We start from the raw sequence: 14831 nt of genomic DNA, 5'->3' as shown, positions 1-14831 counted from the left end.
CGAAATCGTGAACAGCGTGCAAGCCCCATTGTCTCCCATCGTCCGGGGGCCGAGGAGCTTCGCTGGTTACCGGTGAGTCAGGTACCTTAATTTTCATGAGTATGGAGCAGTTCGACGTCGTCATCGTGGGTGCGGGCTTCGGCGGCATGGGCGCGGCCATCGAGCTGAAGAAGCTCGGCTATGACGACATCGTCCTGCTCGACCGGGAAGCGGATCTAGGCGGAACGTGGCACGTCAACCGCTACCCGGGCCTGGCTGTCGACATCCCGTCGACCACCTACGCGTACTGGTTCGAGCCCAATCCGTACTGGTCGCGGATGTTCGCGCCCGGCGAGGAGATCAAGCAGTACGCCGAGCATGTCGCCGACAAGTACGACGTGCGCCGCCACATGCGGTTCAACACCACGGTCGCCGGCGCCCACTGGGATGAGGACGCCGAGCGCTGGCTGGTGGCCCTGGCCGATGGCGAGACGCTGAGCGCCCGGTTCCTGATCACCGCCACCGGCTTCCTGTCCCAGCCGCGCAACCCGGACATCGCCGGGATCGACAGTTTCGCCGGGAAGGTGGTGCACACCGCCGCCTGGGACCACGACTACGACTTCACCGGACGTCGGGTCGGGCAGATCGGCACCGGCGCAACCGCGGTGCAGCTGATTCCGGAGCTGGCCAAGACCGTCGCGGACCTGACCGTGTTTCAGCGCACCGCGATCTGGGTGGCGCCCAAGATCGACTTCCGGATCCCGGCGTGGCTGCAGAAACTGTTCGCCCGGGTCCCATTAACCCAGCGGGTCATGCGCTTCATCAGCGACTACCTGCTGGAGTTCATGACGGTGACCGCGGTGTTGAACTATCCCGCGTTCCGGCGGCTGTCGATCGCCGGGATGGACGCGTGCAAGATCCACCGGTTCGTCCAGATCCGCGACAAAGAACTGCGGGCCAAACTGACCCCGACCTACGACATCGGCTGCAAGCGGCCCAGCTGGTCCAACGACTACTACCGCAGCTTCACCAAGCCGCATGTGCACCTGGAGACCACCGGCATCGAGCGGATCGAGCCGGACGGCATCGTCACCGTCGACGGCCGCAAGACCGTCATCGACACCCTGGTGCTGGCCACTGGGTATGACCTGTGGGAGGCAAACTTCCCGGCGATCGAGATCGTCGGGCGGGACGGGCGCAACCTGGGTAAGTGGTGGCGGGAGACCCGGTTCCAGGCCTACCAGGGCCTGTCGATACCGCATTTCCCGAACTTCCTGAGCCTGGCCAGCCCGTACGGGTTCTCCGGCCTGTCGTTCTTCAACACCATGGAATACCAGATGCGGCACATGGGCCGGCTGTTCGGCGAGGTGCGGCGGCGCAACGCGACGACGTTCGAAGTCACCGAGGCCGCCAACACCCGGTTCCTGGACGCCATGACCAAAAGGCTGGACCACACGGTGTTCTACGCCGGGGACTGCACGACCTCGCGGTCCTACTACTACAACCCCAGCGGCGAAGCGACCCTGCTGCGGCCCACCACGGTGCGCAATGCGGTGCGCGACGGCTCGCACTTTCCGCTGGAGGACTACGAAATCGCCTGATAGATCAGGCGATTCGGCGGCCTCCTCAGTTCTCGTCGACCCCGGCGAACACGATGGACTCCATCAGCTTGCGCAGGCAGGCCTGCGCGTAACCCGGGCCTCCGGCCAGGAACCCCTGGCCCGGAATCTCGCCGCCTCGGGCAACCCGGCCCAAGTCGTCCACCAATGCCGCCAAGGCATGCACCAAGAACTTCGCGTGCATCGCGTCCAGATCCGGCCTGACCGCCATCAGCGGCCGGGCCCAGGTTTCGATGAACGCGCGCTCGGAATCGCGCAGCAGTTCACGCTCCGCCGGCGCCAGGTTCACCCGCTCGGTGTCATAGACCGATGCCAACTCGGGGTTGGCGAACACCGTGGCCACATATGCCTCGATCAACCGGCGCAGCGCTTCGTCCGGCTCGGCGAAGACACCGGCGATAGCCGCCATCTCCCCGGCTATCCGGTCCACGGCACGCTGTAGCCCCGTCGTCAAGATGTCGCTCTTGCTCGAGAAATAGCGGTAGACGCCGGATGCCGGGACACCGACGGCGTCCGCGATCTCGGTGACGCCGGTCTCGGCATATCCCTGCTTGCCGAACAACAGGACCGCCGAGTGCAGCAGCGCCTCATAGGGTCCGGCGTCCGGCGTGAAGATACGCCACACCGACGGCCGATTGACCCCGATGTCGTCGGCTCGGGGCAGTTGCGCGGCGACCACTGACTGCGACGCCCTGATGAGCAATGGCTTGATCTCATCGTCGGGGAGCTGCAGCCGGTGTCCGATGATGCTGCCGGCGACGCTGACCAGAGCCACCGTCAGGGTCCATTGCTCCAAGGAGTTGAGTTCCGGACGCATGACGCTGATCGGCCGTTTCAGGCGCGCACCGACCGTGTGCATCTGCGTCATGAGCTTGGCCTGGTCCTCAGGCTGCAGGTAGCGGCCCTGCCACCGGAACAACCCGCTGGCCTCGCGGTTGAGGATCGATGAGGTGATGAGCCCGTCGACGGCCTGTTCCAACACCACCGGCGCGTCGCTTTGAACCTCGGCATCGGACAACTCGTCGACGAAAGCAGTGCAGTCGACCAACTGCTGACCGAGCGAGCCGACGACGACCGAGAACATCTCGTACTTGCTGGGGTAGTGCCGGTACAGCGCCGGCGCGGAGATCCCGACCTTGGAAGCGATCGCTTCCATGCTGGTCGCGTGGTAGCCCTGTGCACTGAACGTCTCGGCGGCAGCACGCGTAATCTGCGCCTTACGGTCCTTGGGGCGCCGCTTTATGCGGGCACCAGTGCGTCCGCCAGGGTCGTTCGTGGCACCAAGCGTGGTCACCCACCCCCCCGATCAAATCAGGCCAGCTCTGTCACGTGCACAGCATTATTAACACAGCCGGGTCAACGGGCTACAGCGGCCTCAATATAAAGCCAGCCCGTCGGTATATCGACGCCCCACCCCGTGCGGGACTACGGGCCCAGCGGTGCCCGGTGACGCTTGTCGCGGGCCGGGACCCCGTTGGGACCGCCGATGGACTGCGCATAGTTTGCCACCGCAAAGGCCACCGCGGCGCCGGTTAGCGCCAATGCGTGCTGATTGATCTGTTCGACCGTGTCGCCGGGGCCGCGGTAGTTCGGGTCGAAAGCCGCGCCGGGCTTTCCACCCCACAGTCGGGCCTGGGCGGTGGTCTTGAGTTGGGAAGCCCCGGTGGTGATGCCCCCAACGGGCACGCCGGCCACTACGAACGGGCTGTAGTCGGTGTCACTGCTCAGCGGCATGTCTGCGGGCCGCACGCCCACCAGGTTGAGATAGCCGGCCAGGGTGCGTTCGATACCGGCCGATCCCACCGGCACGTCGGCGGGGCTGATGTCACGGCTCGGCAGCGCGGACTGGTCTCCGTCATAGGTGAAGAAACCGGGATTCGGGGAGGCGAGCATGTCGAAGTTCAGGTACAACGCGATGTCGTTGAGCTGGTCGCGGTCGAGGCCGAAGACGTAGTCGCTGGAACCACCGAGCTGTTGTTCCTCGGCGCCCCAGAACGCAAACCGGACCGCGTTGGTCACCGCCGGCTCCGGGCCCAGCTGCAGCGCGGTCTCCAACACCGCGGCCACCCCGGAGCCGTTGTCGTTGATCCCCGGGCCGCCCGGCGCACTGTCGAGGTGCGCGCCGACCATCACGACGTCGCTCTGCGAGCCGGTTTTCGTCTGCGCCACGACATTGCGGGACGTGACCTTCACGGTGTGGCCGTCCAGGACCAGCCGCACCGTCCCGGTCGCGCGACGCAGCGCGCTGTCGCCGTCGCGGCCGGCGACGGCTACCGGCATCGTGAGTTGGTCGTAGTACTCCGGCGGGAACAGTCCGGCGGGCGCTCCGTTGCGGCTCGGCAGGCTCACCACGACCAGTGCGGCAGCTCCATGCTCGGCGGCCACGTTCTGTTTGACCACCACCGAGCAGCCGGCGTCGCTGACCACCGCGATCCCGCCACGGGGCACTTTCGGCGGGTAGTCGGCCGCCGCGCACCCCGAAGACCGCGTCGGGCGGATCACCGGGCCGCTGACCCCGCCGGCCGGGGTGCGCACCAGCAGCGAGGCCTGATCGACCGGATAGCCGCTCCCGGCGACGGTCAGGGTGGGCTTGCCGGCCGAGATGGTGTCCAACCGGGTGAGCTCCGGCGTCGCCACTTCGAAGCCCTTGTCACGCAGGGCGTCGGCCACGTAGTCGGCACTGGCGTCGAAACCCGGCGTGCCGTCGGCCCTATTCCGTTGGTGTGCGTCGGCGATCTCCTGCAGTCGCTGCAGGTGCGCAAGCATGGCCGCAACGGTGACCTGCCCGGCCAGCCGATTCGACAGCGGCGGCTGGACGGGTTCCGGCGAGCAGCCCGCCAGCACGCCAACAGCGACCAGCAGGGCTCCCGCCGGACGGATCATGGCTGGGTGACGACGTGGCGGGTGCGATCGTCGCGCACCGGAACTCCGTTGCGGCCGCTGATGTCCTGGGCGTACAACCCGACGGAGTAGGGCACCCCGCCGCCGTTGATGGCCAGTTCGTCGCGGTCGATGTTCTCGATGGTGTCGCCCTTTTGGTGATAGTTCGGGTCGAAGGGCTCGTCGGCGGCGCCGCCCCACAGTTTGGCCTCTTCGGGCGACTTCTTCACCTCCGCACCGGAGAACAACCCGCCGGACGGGATACCGGCCTGGGTGAACCCGTCGTAGTCGGATCGCCCGTCGAACGAGGTGTCCTGCGGCTCCTTGCCGGCGGACTTGAGGTAGGCGACCATGGTCCGCTCGATGCCGGCCGAACCTTCCGGCACCACCGGCTGGCCCCGCTTGTCCGCCGGCAGCGACTGGTCGCCGTCGTAGGTGAAATAGCCCGGATTCGGCGAACCCAGCATGTCGAAGTTCAGGTACAGCGCGATGTTCTTGAGTTGCTCCACGTCGAGCGACTCGACGTACTTCCGCGAACCGATCAGGCCGAGCTCCTCGGCGCCCCAGAAACCGAATCGCACGGCGTTGTGCACCTGCGGCGAATCTCCCAACTGCAACGCGGTTTCCAGCACCGCGGCGACACCGGAGCCGTTGTCGTTGATGCCCGGACCCTCCGGAACGCTGTCCAGGTGGGCTCCCAACATGACCACGTTCTCGGTCGATCCACTCTTGGTCTGCGCGATCACGTTGCGGGACGGGATGTCGTCGGTGTGCGCGTCGAGCTTGACCGTCATCGCCCCGTGCCCGTCGCGCAGCATCGCGCCGTCAGCCTTGGTCACGCTCACCACGGGAACCTTGACCTCGGTCTGCTCGCCGAGGGTGCCGCCCATCTTCGGTTCGTCGACGCTGTCGGCGACCACCATCGCCACCGCACCCAGCTCGACGGCGACAGCCATCTTCTCCTTGAACGGGCAGGTGCCGCGGTCGACCAGTACGACGGCGTCCTTGACCGTCAGCCCCTGGTAGTCCTCGGCGCTGCAGCCCGGGCTGTCGTCGGCCGGCGCTGCGACCAGCGGGCCGGTGACACCGTCGGGCGGGGTGCCGACGCTGTACATCAGCGCACGGGCCTCTACGGTCTTGTCGCCCAGATGCACCGAGCCCGGTTCGGACTTGAACACCCGTGCGGTGAATTCCGGGGTCTCGACGTCGAAGCCGTGCTCGCGCAAGGTGCTGGCCACGTACTCGACGCTGGCGTCGTAGCCCGGGGTGCCGATGGCGCGAGTGCCGTTGTGGGCGTCGGCGATGTCCTGCAGCTTCTGCAGGTGGGCCATCATGGCGTCGACGGTGACCTTGTCGCGCAGGCTGCTGGCGAATTCAGCGGCCGCGGCGGGATCTGCTCCCTGCTCGGTGTTTTCCGGGGTGCGACTGCAGCCGGCGCTGAACAGCGCACCGACCAACACGACGCCGAGGGCGGGAATTAACTTCGACTTGTACTCCACCGCCCCCACGTTAGTGGGTGCACGGCGGGCGCGAAGTCAGGCCCGGCCGCCCCACTGCACGGCGACCAACTCGGCGACCGCGGCCATACCGGCGGCGTTGGGGTGAAAGGGCCACGGCCGCCACGGCAACGGCAGGCCCGCGCCCACCGTCCAGGGCCGCGCCGACCACGGGTGGTGCTCCCGGCTGGCCTGTGCCGCGTGGACGAGCTCACAGCCGGTGGCTGCGGCCGCCGCGGCGGTGTGGCGCTCCAGCCCGTCGGCGACGTGACGGGCCAGCGCCACGACGTCCTCGGGCAACCGCCCGGCCCGGACCCCGGCGGGCGGCAGCAGGGTCAGATAGTCGACGAAGAGCACCCGGGCCCGCGGTGCGCGGCTGCGCACCGCGGCGCCGACCGCCCGCAGCGCTGCTTCGACCTCACCCAGTGCCTGCTCGCGCTGCCCGGGATCCAGCAGGCCGGCGACAGCGGGCAAGCGCCGCAAGACCCCCGGCAGCGTCGCGGCCGCCAACAGCGGGACGTAGCCGACATCGTTGCCGCCGATGGTGATGGTCACCAGGGATTCCGAACCGTCGAGCGCCTCGATCTGCGGTGGCACGCCGTGTTGGCGTTCGCTCAGCAGATGGGCGGTGGTGGCACCGGAGAACGTGACGTCGACCAGTTCGAGGTTCAGTGCGTGGGCGACCAGGTGCGGGTAGTTGTGCGCCGAGCGGCCCGACGCCCGGGGCGCGCCCGCGACACGCGGCCGGATTCCGGGGCCCGCCGCCATCGAACTCCCCAGGGCGACATAGCGATTCATGCTGGGCCGCTTCCGCCGAGTGTGAATCTGGCGACGCGACACGCCGCCGAAGCGTCGCGATGTTCACACTCGGCGGGCATCACAGGGCTGGGCTCGACGCCTGCGCCCAGAACCGCTTCGGGATACGTCCGGCGCGGCGCGCCAGATATCCCGCGGTGACAGCGGCCGCCATGGCAGCGGCCATCGCCGGCGGGTCGGCCGCCCGGGTCACCGCGGTGGCCAGCAGCACGGCATCGCAGCCCAGTTCCATGGCCAGCGCGGCATCGCTGGCGGTGCCGATGCCGGCGTCGAGTACCACCGGTACCCCGGCGGCCGCAACGATCATCTCGATGCTGTGCGGGTTGGCGATGCCCAGCCCGGTGCCGATCGGCGAGCCCAGCGGCATCACGGCGGCGCATCCGACGTCCTCGAGCCGGCGCGCCAGTACCGGGTCGTCGTTGGTGTAGGGCAGCACCACAAACCCGTCGTCGACCAGTTGTTCGGCGGCACGCACCAATTCGATGCCGTCGGGCAGCAGGGTGCGCTCGTCGCCGATCACCTCCAGCTTGACCCATTCGGTGCCGAGCGCCTCGCGCGCCAACTGGGCGGTCAGCACCGCTTCGGCGGCGCTGCGGCAGCCGGCGGTGTTGGGCAGCGGCGTGATTCCCAGCCGACTCAGCAGATCCAGCATGCCGGTTCCGCCTTCGGCGTCGACGCGGCGCATCGCGACCGTGGTCAGCTCGGTGCCGGATGCCACCAACGCCTCTTCGAGTGCCGTCAGGCTTTGCGCCCCACCGGTTCCCATGATGAGCCGGGAGCTGAACTCCCGCCCGGCGATGGTCAGCTTCGCGTCATCAACCACCTTGCACCGCCGTCACCACATCGAGACAGGCACCGTCGGCCAGCGCGGTGGTCCAACGCGATTTCGGCAGCACCGCGTGGTCGACCGCCACCGCGATGCCGCGGTCGGGATAACCCATCGAAGCCAGCAGCGTCGCGACCGTAGTCGCCTCGGCCACTTCCACCTGCTTCTGGTTGACATTGATGATCATTGCTGTACTCCAACCGGAAGTAGTTCGGACACAACCTGTTCGGCGGTCCACGGCGCCAGCAGGAACCCGTTGCGACCGTGCCCGGCAGCGACATAGGTCCGTTCGTCGAGACGGTGCACCCGCGGCAGATTGTCCGGTGTCATCGGCCGCAGGCCCGCGGCGCATTCGGCCAGCTCGTACTCCCCCAGCGCCGGCACCAGCGCGCAGGCGTCGTCGAGCAGGTCCCGCACCCCGGAGACCGCCGGCGCGGTGTCCCGGCCGTGCTCATACTGGGTGGCACCCACCACCACGCCGTCGGGGCGCGGCACCAGGTAGACCGCGCGGCCGTGCACCCGGGCGCGGATCACCCGCTGCGGCGGCGGCAGGCAGCCCTTGCGCCAGCGCAGCCGCAGTACCTCCCCCTTGACCGGCCGGATCGGCAAGCCGGGCCACAGCTCCGGGGCGTCGATGCCGTTGGCGATCACCACGGCGTCGTCGGCGGCCACCTCGGCGAGATCACCCACCGGCGGGGCCCAACGCACGCCCAGTTCCTCGCAGGCGTCGACCAGGGCGGTGACCACCGCGCGGTTGTCGACCGCCAGTTCGGTCGGGGCCCGGAAACCGTGCCGAATACCGCTGGCCAGCAGGGGTTCGATATCGCGGGCGGCGGACTCCCAGATCACCGGGTGGCCCTGCGCAGACAGCCAGTCGGCGACGGTGCGCAGGTCGGCGACGTCGGCCCGGTCGGCGGCCACCACCAGCGATTCACGCGCGGTGACGACCTGGGCCGGCAGCCCGTCGAGGAAGTCGTGCCACAGCTCCAGCGAGCGCAACCCGAGCCGCAGTTGCCGGTCCTCGCCCGGCCATCCCTCGCTGTGCGGGGCCAGCATGCCGCCGGCCACCCAGGAGGCGCCGTACTCCGCAGTCCGGTGCACCCGCACCGTCCAGCCGGCCCGGGCGGCCTGCCGCGCCACCGACAGCCCGATGACGCCGCCGCCGATCACGGCCAGCGAACCGAGCGAGGGTCCGGGCATGCGCTGCTCCCTTCCACCTGCTCGCGTGTCAACACACCAAGCTAGCCGCTAGCGTCGCGGTGTGCACAAACGCTCTGACCGTCTCGCCCGACTCGCTGATGCCCGGCTCTACCTGTGCACCGACGCCCGCCGGGAACGCGGTGACCTGGCCGAGTTCGCCGACGCCGCCCTGGCCGGTGGCGTCGACATCATCCAGCTGCGCGACAAGGGTTCGCCGGGCGAGCAGCGGTTCGGTCCGCTCGAAGCCCGCGGCGAATTGGCGGCGTGCGAGATCCTGGCCGACGCCGCGCGCCGGCACGGGGCACTGCTGGCGGTCAATGACCGCGCCGACATCGCCCGCGCCGCCGGCGCCGACGTGCTGCACCTGGGCCAGGACGATCTGCCGCTGCCGGTGGCGCGCGAGGTCATCGGGCCCGAGGTGCTGATCGGCCGATCCGCCCACGACCGCGACCAGGTCGCCGCGGCCCTGGCCGAGCCGGTCGACTACTTCTGCACCGGGCCGTGCTGGCCCACCCCGACCAAGCCGGGCCGGTCTGCGCCGGGCTTGGAGCTGGTGCGGTTCGCTGCCGACACGGGCCCGACCAAGCCGTGGTTCGCCATCGGCGGCATCGACATCGAGAGGTTGCCGCAGGTGGTGGCGGCCGGTGCCCGCCGGGTGGTGGTGGTGCGGGCGATCACCGCCGCCGAGGATCCGCAGGCCGCGGCGGCGGCGCTACGGGCGGGGCTCTGAGCCTGACCGCGCCGAACATGCACTGAGCGCCAGATTTGCCCGGGCGATTTTTCGGACTGAGTACATGTTCGCCGGGGCGGAGGGTGGCCGCCGAGGTCAATACCCGCGCAGCAAGTCCCAGCTGGCGGCGAAGCCCGGGTGCAAGGGCAGCCCGGCGACCTCGTGTTCGGAGACCCACCGCAGTTCGGTGCTCTCCCCGTTGGGCACCACCGGAAGCAATTCGTCGGCGTCGGCGACCACGGTGGTGTAAGTCCAGGTGGTGCCGCTGGCCGACGCGGTCACGACGGCCGCGCGCACCACGATCCGATCGGCGGGCAGGCCGGCCTCCTCCTGCGCCTCGCGGATGGCAGCCTCTTCCGCGGTCTCATGACTGTCGCGGGCACCGCCGGGCAGCGCCCACGTGCCCCCCTGGTGACTCCACCAGGCGCGATGCTGCAGCAGTACGGTGCGGGAGCCATCGGGGCGGGGTGCCCGCAGTAGCAGGCCCGCCGCACCGTGTCGGCCCCAGAAGCGGACGCCGGTATCGGAAAACGCCCACCCATCGCCGTCACCACGCACGCTTGGAAGCGTATCGGGGCGGGCAAGGTCTCGGTTCTGGCGAGATCACGCGACGTTTTCGACAACAACCGCTCCGAGAGGCCGCGCAGACACCACCCACGCTCTTAGAATCCCTTTATTATCGTTGGTGCCGCGAGCAGCCACAGGGATGGAGCCTGAACAGACGTGACCGTTGAGTTGGCGCACCCGTCAACCGAGCCGGCGGGGTTACGGTCGCCGACCGAACCGGCCCGACCCCGCTGGTGGTTCTTCACCACCACCCCCGGAAAAATTCTGGCCATCGGACTCATCCTGGCCGCCCTCGGCGGCATCAGCGCCTTCGCCACCGCCACCGCGATCAACAACCGGCAGAACACCCTGACCACAGTGCTCGACCACACCGAGCCGCTGGCCTATGCCGCCGGGCAGCTCTACACCACGCTGTCGGTCGCCGACGCCGCCGCAGCCACCGCGTTCATCGCCCAGGGCGAACCGCGGGCGGTGCGGGAACGCTACGAACAGGCCATCACCGACGCCGCGGTGGCGGTGACCCGGGCCTCCGGCGGTCTGGACGACGAGCCGCTGCTGCAGCTGCTGGGCCGAATCAACGCCGAGCTCGCCGTCTACACCGGGCTGATCGAGACCGCCCGGACCAACAACCGCTCGGGAGATCCGGTCGGCTCGTCGTACCTGTCGGAAGCCTCCGAGCTGATGCAGCACACCATCCTTCCCGACGCCCAGCGCCTCTACCAGGCCACTTCGGCGACCGTGGACCTTCAGACCACCGCATCGACTCGGGTGCCGGCCCCGGTGATCCTGGTGGTGGCGACCACCGTGCTGTTCGGCGCGTTCGCGCACCGCTGGCTGGCCCGGCACACCCGGCGCCGGATCAACCCCGGCCTGGTCGCCGGCGGGCTGGCGATTCTGCTGATGGTCATCTGGGTCGGAACGGTGCTGGTGATCTCCACCGCGGGCAGTCGCAACGCCAAGGACACCGGCGCTGAATCGCTCAAGGCGATCACCAACCTGGCGATCACCGCCCAGCAGGCGCGTGCCGACGAGACCCTGTCGCTGATCCGGCGCGGTGACGAGGAGACCCGCAAGCAGACCTTCTACCAGCGCATCGACACCATGCAGCAGCAGCTGGAGGGTTACCTGGACCGCGGCGACGCCGTGGACAAGGCGGACCTGGCCAACGCCGGACAGCTGCTGGCCCGGTGGCGCCAGGCCAATGATCGGATGAACGCCTATATCAGCGTCGGCAACTACCGGGCCGCCACCCAGGTAGCGCTGGGCGGTAGCGGCGACGACTCGACTCCTGCGTTCGACCAGCTCGACGCGGCCCTGGACAAGGCCTTGCAGCACAGTCGCAATCAGCTGCGCGGCGATGTCCTCAACGCCCGCCGGGTACTGTCGGTGGCCCCGGTAGGGGGCGCGGTACTCAGCATGGGTGCCGCGATCGCGGTCGCGCTCGGGTTGTGGCCTCGACTGAACGAGTACAGATGATGAACCACCGTCGGCCTCGACTGCTGCTGTGCGCACTGAGCGCGGCAGTGGTGCTGTCCGGCCTGACCGGCTGCGGCCGCACCGAGTTCGTGACGGCGACCGCGATGCCGACGCTGCCGCCGCCCACCCCGGCCGGCATGGAGGAGCTGACGCCCGAGGCGCCGCGGCCTCCCGAACCGCGCACCGAGGACTGCGACGCCACCGCCAGTCTGCGCCCGTTCCGCAGCAAGGCCGAGGCCGACGCGGCGGTGGCCAAGATCCGCCAGCGCGGCCGGCTGATCGTCGGCCTGGACATCGGCAGCAACCTGTTCAGCTTCCGCGACCCCATCACCGGTGAGATCACCGGCTTCGACGTCGACATCGCCGGGGAGGTGGCCCGCGACATCTTCGGCACCCCGTCGCAGGTCGAATACCGAATCCTGGCGTCGGCCGAACGGATCGCGGCCCTGCAGAAGTCCGAAGTCGATATCGTGGTCAAGACCATGAGCATCACCTGCGGCCGCCGCGAGCTGGTGAACTTTTCGACGGTGTATCTGGTCGCCAATCAGCGGCTGCTGGTGCCGCGGGACTCCGCGATCCGCCAGGCCGCGGACCTCTCCGGCAAACGGGTCTGCGTGGCGCAGGGCACCACCTCGCTACGGCGAATCCGCAACATCTCACCGGCGCCCATCATCGTTTCGGTGGTGAACTGGGCCGACTGCCTGGTGGCGCTGCAACAGCGCCAGGTCGACGCCGTGAGCACCGACGACTCGATCCTGGCCGGGCTGATGGCCCAAGACCCGTATCTGCACATCGTCGGGCCGAGCATGGACGAGGAGCCCTACGGCATCGGGATCAACCTGAACAACACCGGGCTGGTGCGTTTCGTCAACGGAACCCTGGAGCGCATTCGCCGCGACGGCACGTGGAACACCTTGTACCGCAAGTGGTTGACGGTGCTGGGGCCGGCGCCGGTGCCACCGACACCGAGGTATTCGGACTGATGGCCGACCGCGACGACGACGCACCGGACCAGCCCGCAACCGAGCTGGAAGACGACGGCCCGGCCACCCAGCGGGCGGACGTGCTGGCCGAATCGTCGTCGGTGCGCCGGCCGATGTCGACCCAGGCGATCTTCCGCCCCCGCGAGAGTTCGAGCTCCCCAGGCTCGGCCGAATCCCACGACACGACGGTGGTGCGCACCGTCGCCCCGCGGCGGCGGTTGGGCGGCGGACTGGTGGAGATCCCCCGGGTTCCCCCGATCGACCCCCTCGCCGCGCTCATGGACGACCCGGAAGTGGCCGAGTCCAAGCGATTCTGCTGGAACTGCGGCCGGCCGGTGGGCCGCTCCACGGGGGACGCCAAGGGCGCCTCGGAAGGTTGGTGCCCGCACTGTGGAAGTCCGTATTCCTTTCTGCCGCAGCTGAAACCGGGCGACATGGTGGCCGGGCAGTATGAGATCAAGGGCTGCGTGGCCCACGGCGGCCTGGGCTGGGTGTATCTGGCGGTCGACCACAACGTCAACGAGCGGCCGGTGGTGCTCAAGGGCCTGGTGCACTCCGGCGACGCCGAGGCGCAGGCCATCGCGATGGCCGAGCGGCAGTTCCTCGCCGAGGTGACCCACCCGTCGATCGTGAAGATCTTCAACTTCGTCCAGCATCAGGACTCCCACGGCGACCCGGTCGGCTACATCGTGATGGAGTACGTCGGCGGCCAGTCGCTCAAACAGCGTCGCGGCACCCGGCTGCCGGTGGCACAGGCTATCGCCTACATGCTGGAAATCCTTCCCGCACTGGGCTATCTGCATTCGCTGGGCCTGGTCTACAACGACCTCAAGCCGGAGAACATCGTGCTGACCGAGGAGCAGCTGAAGCTGATCGACCTCGGCGCGGTGGCACGCATCAACTCGTTCGGCTACCTCTACGGCACCCCCGGTTTTCAGGCGCCCGACATCGTCCGTACCGGGCCTACGGTGGCCACCGACATCTACACCGTGGGCCGGACCCTGGCCGCGTTGACCCTGAAGCTGCGCACCCGGGACGGCCGCTACGTCGAGGGGCTACCCGACGACGACCCGGTGCTGAAGAAGTACGACTCCTACCGCCGGCTCCTGCGCCGGGCCATCGATCCCGACCCGCGCCGGCGGTTCACCTCCGCCGAGGAGATGTCCGCGCAGCTGATGGGTGTGCTGCGCGAAGTGGTCGCCCGCGACACCGGGATACCGCGGCCCGGGCTGTCTACGGTGTTCACCCGGTCACGGTCCACGTTCGGTGAGCACCTGCTGGTCGCGCACACCGACGTCTACCTGGACGGGCACGTGCACTCCCAGAACCTGACGGCCCGGGAGATCGTGACCGCCCTGCAGGTGCCGCTGATCGACCCGGGTGACGTCGCCGCTCCGCTGTTGTCGTCCATGGAGCTCAGCGAGCCGGTGCAGACGCTGGATTCGCTACGCGCCGTGCGGAACAGCTCGCTGGAATCCGACGGCATCGACCTGTCGGAGTCCATCGGACTGCCGCTGATGGAGGTGCGCGCACTGCTGGATCTCGGCAACGTCACCAAAGCCACCAGCAAGCTCGACGAGCTGGCCGAGCAGGTGGGTTGGCGATGGCGACTGGTCTGGTTCCGCGGGGTGGCCGAGCTGCTCACCGGCGACTACGAGGCCGCCCGTAAGGATTTCACCGAGGTGCTCGACATGTTCCCCGGCGAGCTGGCACCGAAGATGGCCCTGGCCGCCACCGCCGAGCTGGCCGGAACAGAAGACGAGCGCGGCTTCTACGAGTCGGTGTGGCGTACCGACGACAGCGTGATCTCAGCCGCCTTCGGTTTGGCCCGCGCCCTCTCGGTAGAAGGCGACCGGACGGCAGCGGTTCGCACCCTTGACGAAGTGCCCGCTACCTCAAGGCATTTCACCACCGCGCGGTTGACCAGTGCGGTGACGCTGCTGTCCGGACGTTCGTCGAGCGAGATCACCGAGGCCCAGATCCGGGACGCCGCACGCCGGGTGGAGGCGCTGCCGGACACCGAACCACGGGTATTGCAGATCCGGGCGCTGGTCCTGGGCGCGGCCATGGACTGGCTGACCGAGCACGAGGCGAGCACGAACCACATCCTCGGATTCCCGTTCACCGAGCACGGGCTGCGGCTCGGGGTGGAGATGGCGCTGCGTGCCCTGGCCCGGCTGGCGCCCACCCAGGAGCATCGCTACCGGCTGGTCGACACGGCCAACGCGGTTCGGCCGATGAGCACGTTCTGATAGTTGC

General features: G+C 68.9%; 13 protein-coding genes. 5 read left to right on the top strand and 8 right to left on the bottom strand.

Annotated elements, in window-relative coordinates; translation table 11 throughout:
• The first annotated feature begins 95 nt into the window (after window positions 1–95).
• Window positions 96–1580, top strand: a complete 1485-nt coding sequence (locus tag K3U94_RS02285) for a flavin-containing monooxygenase (RefSeq protein WP_220695446.1) — start codon at window positions 96–98, stop codon at window positions 1578–1580.
• A 25-nt stretch (window positions 1581–1605) separates the two neighbouring features.
• Here the strand turns inward: K3U94_RS02285 and K3U94_RS02280 are convergent, their stop codons facing one another.
• The 7 genes from K3U94_RS02280 to thiO form a co-directional block, all read right to left on the bottom strand.
• Complete coding sequence (locus K3U94_RS02280; protein ID WP_267878338.1) at window positions 1606–2892, bottom strand: TetR/AcrR family transcriptional regulator; 1287 nt, start codon at window positions 2890–2892, stop codon at window positions 1606–1608.
• 131 nt (window positions 2893–3023) lie between these two features.
• Window positions 3024–4481 (bottom strand): M28 family peptidase, encoded by a 1458-nt coding sequence (locus K3U94_RS02275; protein WP_220695444.1) that lies wholly within the window; start codon window positions 4479–4481, stop codon window positions 3024–3026.
• Window positions 4478–5977, bottom strand: a complete 1500-nt coding sequence (locus tag K3U94_RS02270; RefSeq protein ID WP_220695443.1) for a M28 family metallopeptidase — start codon at window positions 5975–5977, stop codon at window positions 4478–4480. The genes K3U94_RS02275 and K3U94_RS02270 overlap by 4 nt, the downstream gene beginning before the upstream one ends.
• 36 nt (window positions 5978–6013) lie before the next feature.
• Entirely contained in the window at window positions 6014–6772 is a 759-nt protein-coding gene (locus K3U94_RS02265; RefSeq protein ID WP_220695442.1) for an SGNH/GDSL hydrolase family protein, read from the bottom strand.
• A 79-nt stretch (window positions 6773–6851) separates the two neighbouring features.
• Complete coding sequence (locus K3U94_RS02260) at window positions 6852–7613, bottom strand: thiazole synthase (protein WP_082134151.1); 762 nt, start codon at window positions 7611–7613, stop codon at window positions 6852–6854.
• Window positions 7606–7803, bottom strand: a complete 198-nt coding sequence (gene thiS, locus K3U94_RS02255) for a sulfur carrier protein ThiS (protein WP_047320228.1) — start codon at window positions 7801–7803, stop codon at window positions 7606–7608. The genes K3U94_RS02260 and thiS overlap by 8 nt, the downstream gene beginning before the upstream one ends.
• Complete coding sequence (thiO, locus tag K3U94_RS02250; RefSeq protein WP_220695441.1) at window positions 7800–8816, bottom strand: glycine oxidase ThiO; 1017 nt, start codon at window positions 8814–8816, stop codon at window positions 7800–7802. The genes thiS and thiO overlap by 4 nt, the downstream gene beginning before the upstream one ends.
• Before the next feature lie 61 nt (window positions 8817–8877).
• Here thiO and thiE point away from each other — a divergent pair, with 61 nt between their 5' ends.
• Window positions 8878–9546, top strand: a complete 669-nt coding sequence (gene thiE / locus K3U94_RS02245; RefSeq protein WP_220695440.1) for a thiamine phosphate synthase — start codon at window positions 8878–8880, stop codon at window positions 9544–9546.
• A 96-nt stretch (window positions 9547–9642) separates the two neighbouring features.
• Here thiE and K3U94_RS02240 read toward each other — a convergent pair whose 3' ends face one another.
• Entirely contained in the window at window positions 9643–10104 is a 462-nt protein-coding gene (locus tag K3U94_RS02240; RefSeq protein WP_047320225.1) for an NUDIX hydrolase, read from the bottom strand.
• A 165-nt stretch (window positions 10105–10269) separates the two neighbouring features.
• On the opposite strand from K3U94_RS02240, the gene glnX reads away from it, so the two are divergent.
• From glnX to K3U94_RS02225, 3 genes are read left to right on the top strand one after another with little or no spacing between them, the layout of a single operon-like run.
• On the top strand, window positions 10270–11589 hold the full coding sequence (glnX, locus tag K3U94_RS02235; protein WP_047320224.1) for a protein kinase G-activating protein GlnX: 1320 nt from the start codon (window positions 10270–10272) through the stop codon (window positions 11587–11589).
• Window positions 11589–12572 (top strand): glutamate ABC transporter substrate-binding protein, encoded by a 984-nt coding sequence (locus K3U94_RS02230; protein ID WP_047320223.1) that lies wholly within the window; start codon window positions 11589–11591, stop codon window positions 12570–12572. The genes glnX and K3U94_RS02230 overlap by 1 nt, the downstream gene beginning before the upstream one ends.
• On the top strand, window positions 12572–14824 hold the full coding sequence (locus K3U94_RS02225) for a serine/threonine-protein kinase PknG (RefSeq protein ID WP_047320281.1): 2253 nt from the start codon (window positions 12572–12574) through the stop codon (window positions 14822–14824). The genes K3U94_RS02230 and K3U94_RS02225 overlap by 1 nt, the downstream gene beginning before the upstream one ends.
• Window positions 14825–14831 lie beyond the last annotated feature (7 nt).

Origin of the sequence: Mycolicibacter heraklionensis (genome assembly GCF_019645815.1) — a bacterium.
Taxonomy (GTDB): domain Bacteria; phylum Actinomycetota; class Actinomycetes; order Mycobacteriales; family Mycobacteriaceae; genus Mycobacterium; species Mycobacterium heraklionense.
Note: the sequence above shows the minus strand (reverse complement) of the source record. Positions and strands in the feature narration are given on the sequence as shown.

Bases quoted from the DNA above. Each gene is read 5' to 3' on its own strand.
- K3U94_RS02275 (WP_220695444.1), bottom strand. From the start codon at position 4,481: ATGATCCGTCCGGCGGGAGCCCTGCTGGTCGCTGTTGGCGTGCTGGCG.
- K3U94_RS02230 (WP_047320223.1), top strand. From the start codon at position 11,589: ATGAACCACCGTCGGCCTCGACTGCTGCTGTGCGCACTGAGCGCGGCA.
- K3U94_RS02285 (WP_220695446.1), top strand. From the start codon at position 96: ATGAGTATGGAGCAGTTCGACGTCGTCATCGTGGGTGCGGGCTTCGGC.
- thiO (WP_220695441.1), bottom strand. From the start codon at position 8,816: ATGCCCGGACCCTCGCTCGGTTCGCTGGCCGTGATCGGCGGCGGCGTC.
- thiS (WP_047320228.1), bottom strand. From the start codon at position 7,803: ATGATCATCAATGTCAACCAGAAGCAGGTGGAAGTGGCCGAGGCGACT.
- K3U94_RS02265 (WP_220695442.1), bottom strand. From the start codon at position 6,772: ATGAATCGCTATGTCGCCCTGGGGAGTTCGATGGCGGCGGGCCCCGGA.
- K3U94_RS02225 (WP_047320281.1), top strand. From the start codon at position 12,572: ATGGCCGACCGCGACGACGACGCACCGGACCAGCCCGCAACCGAGCTG.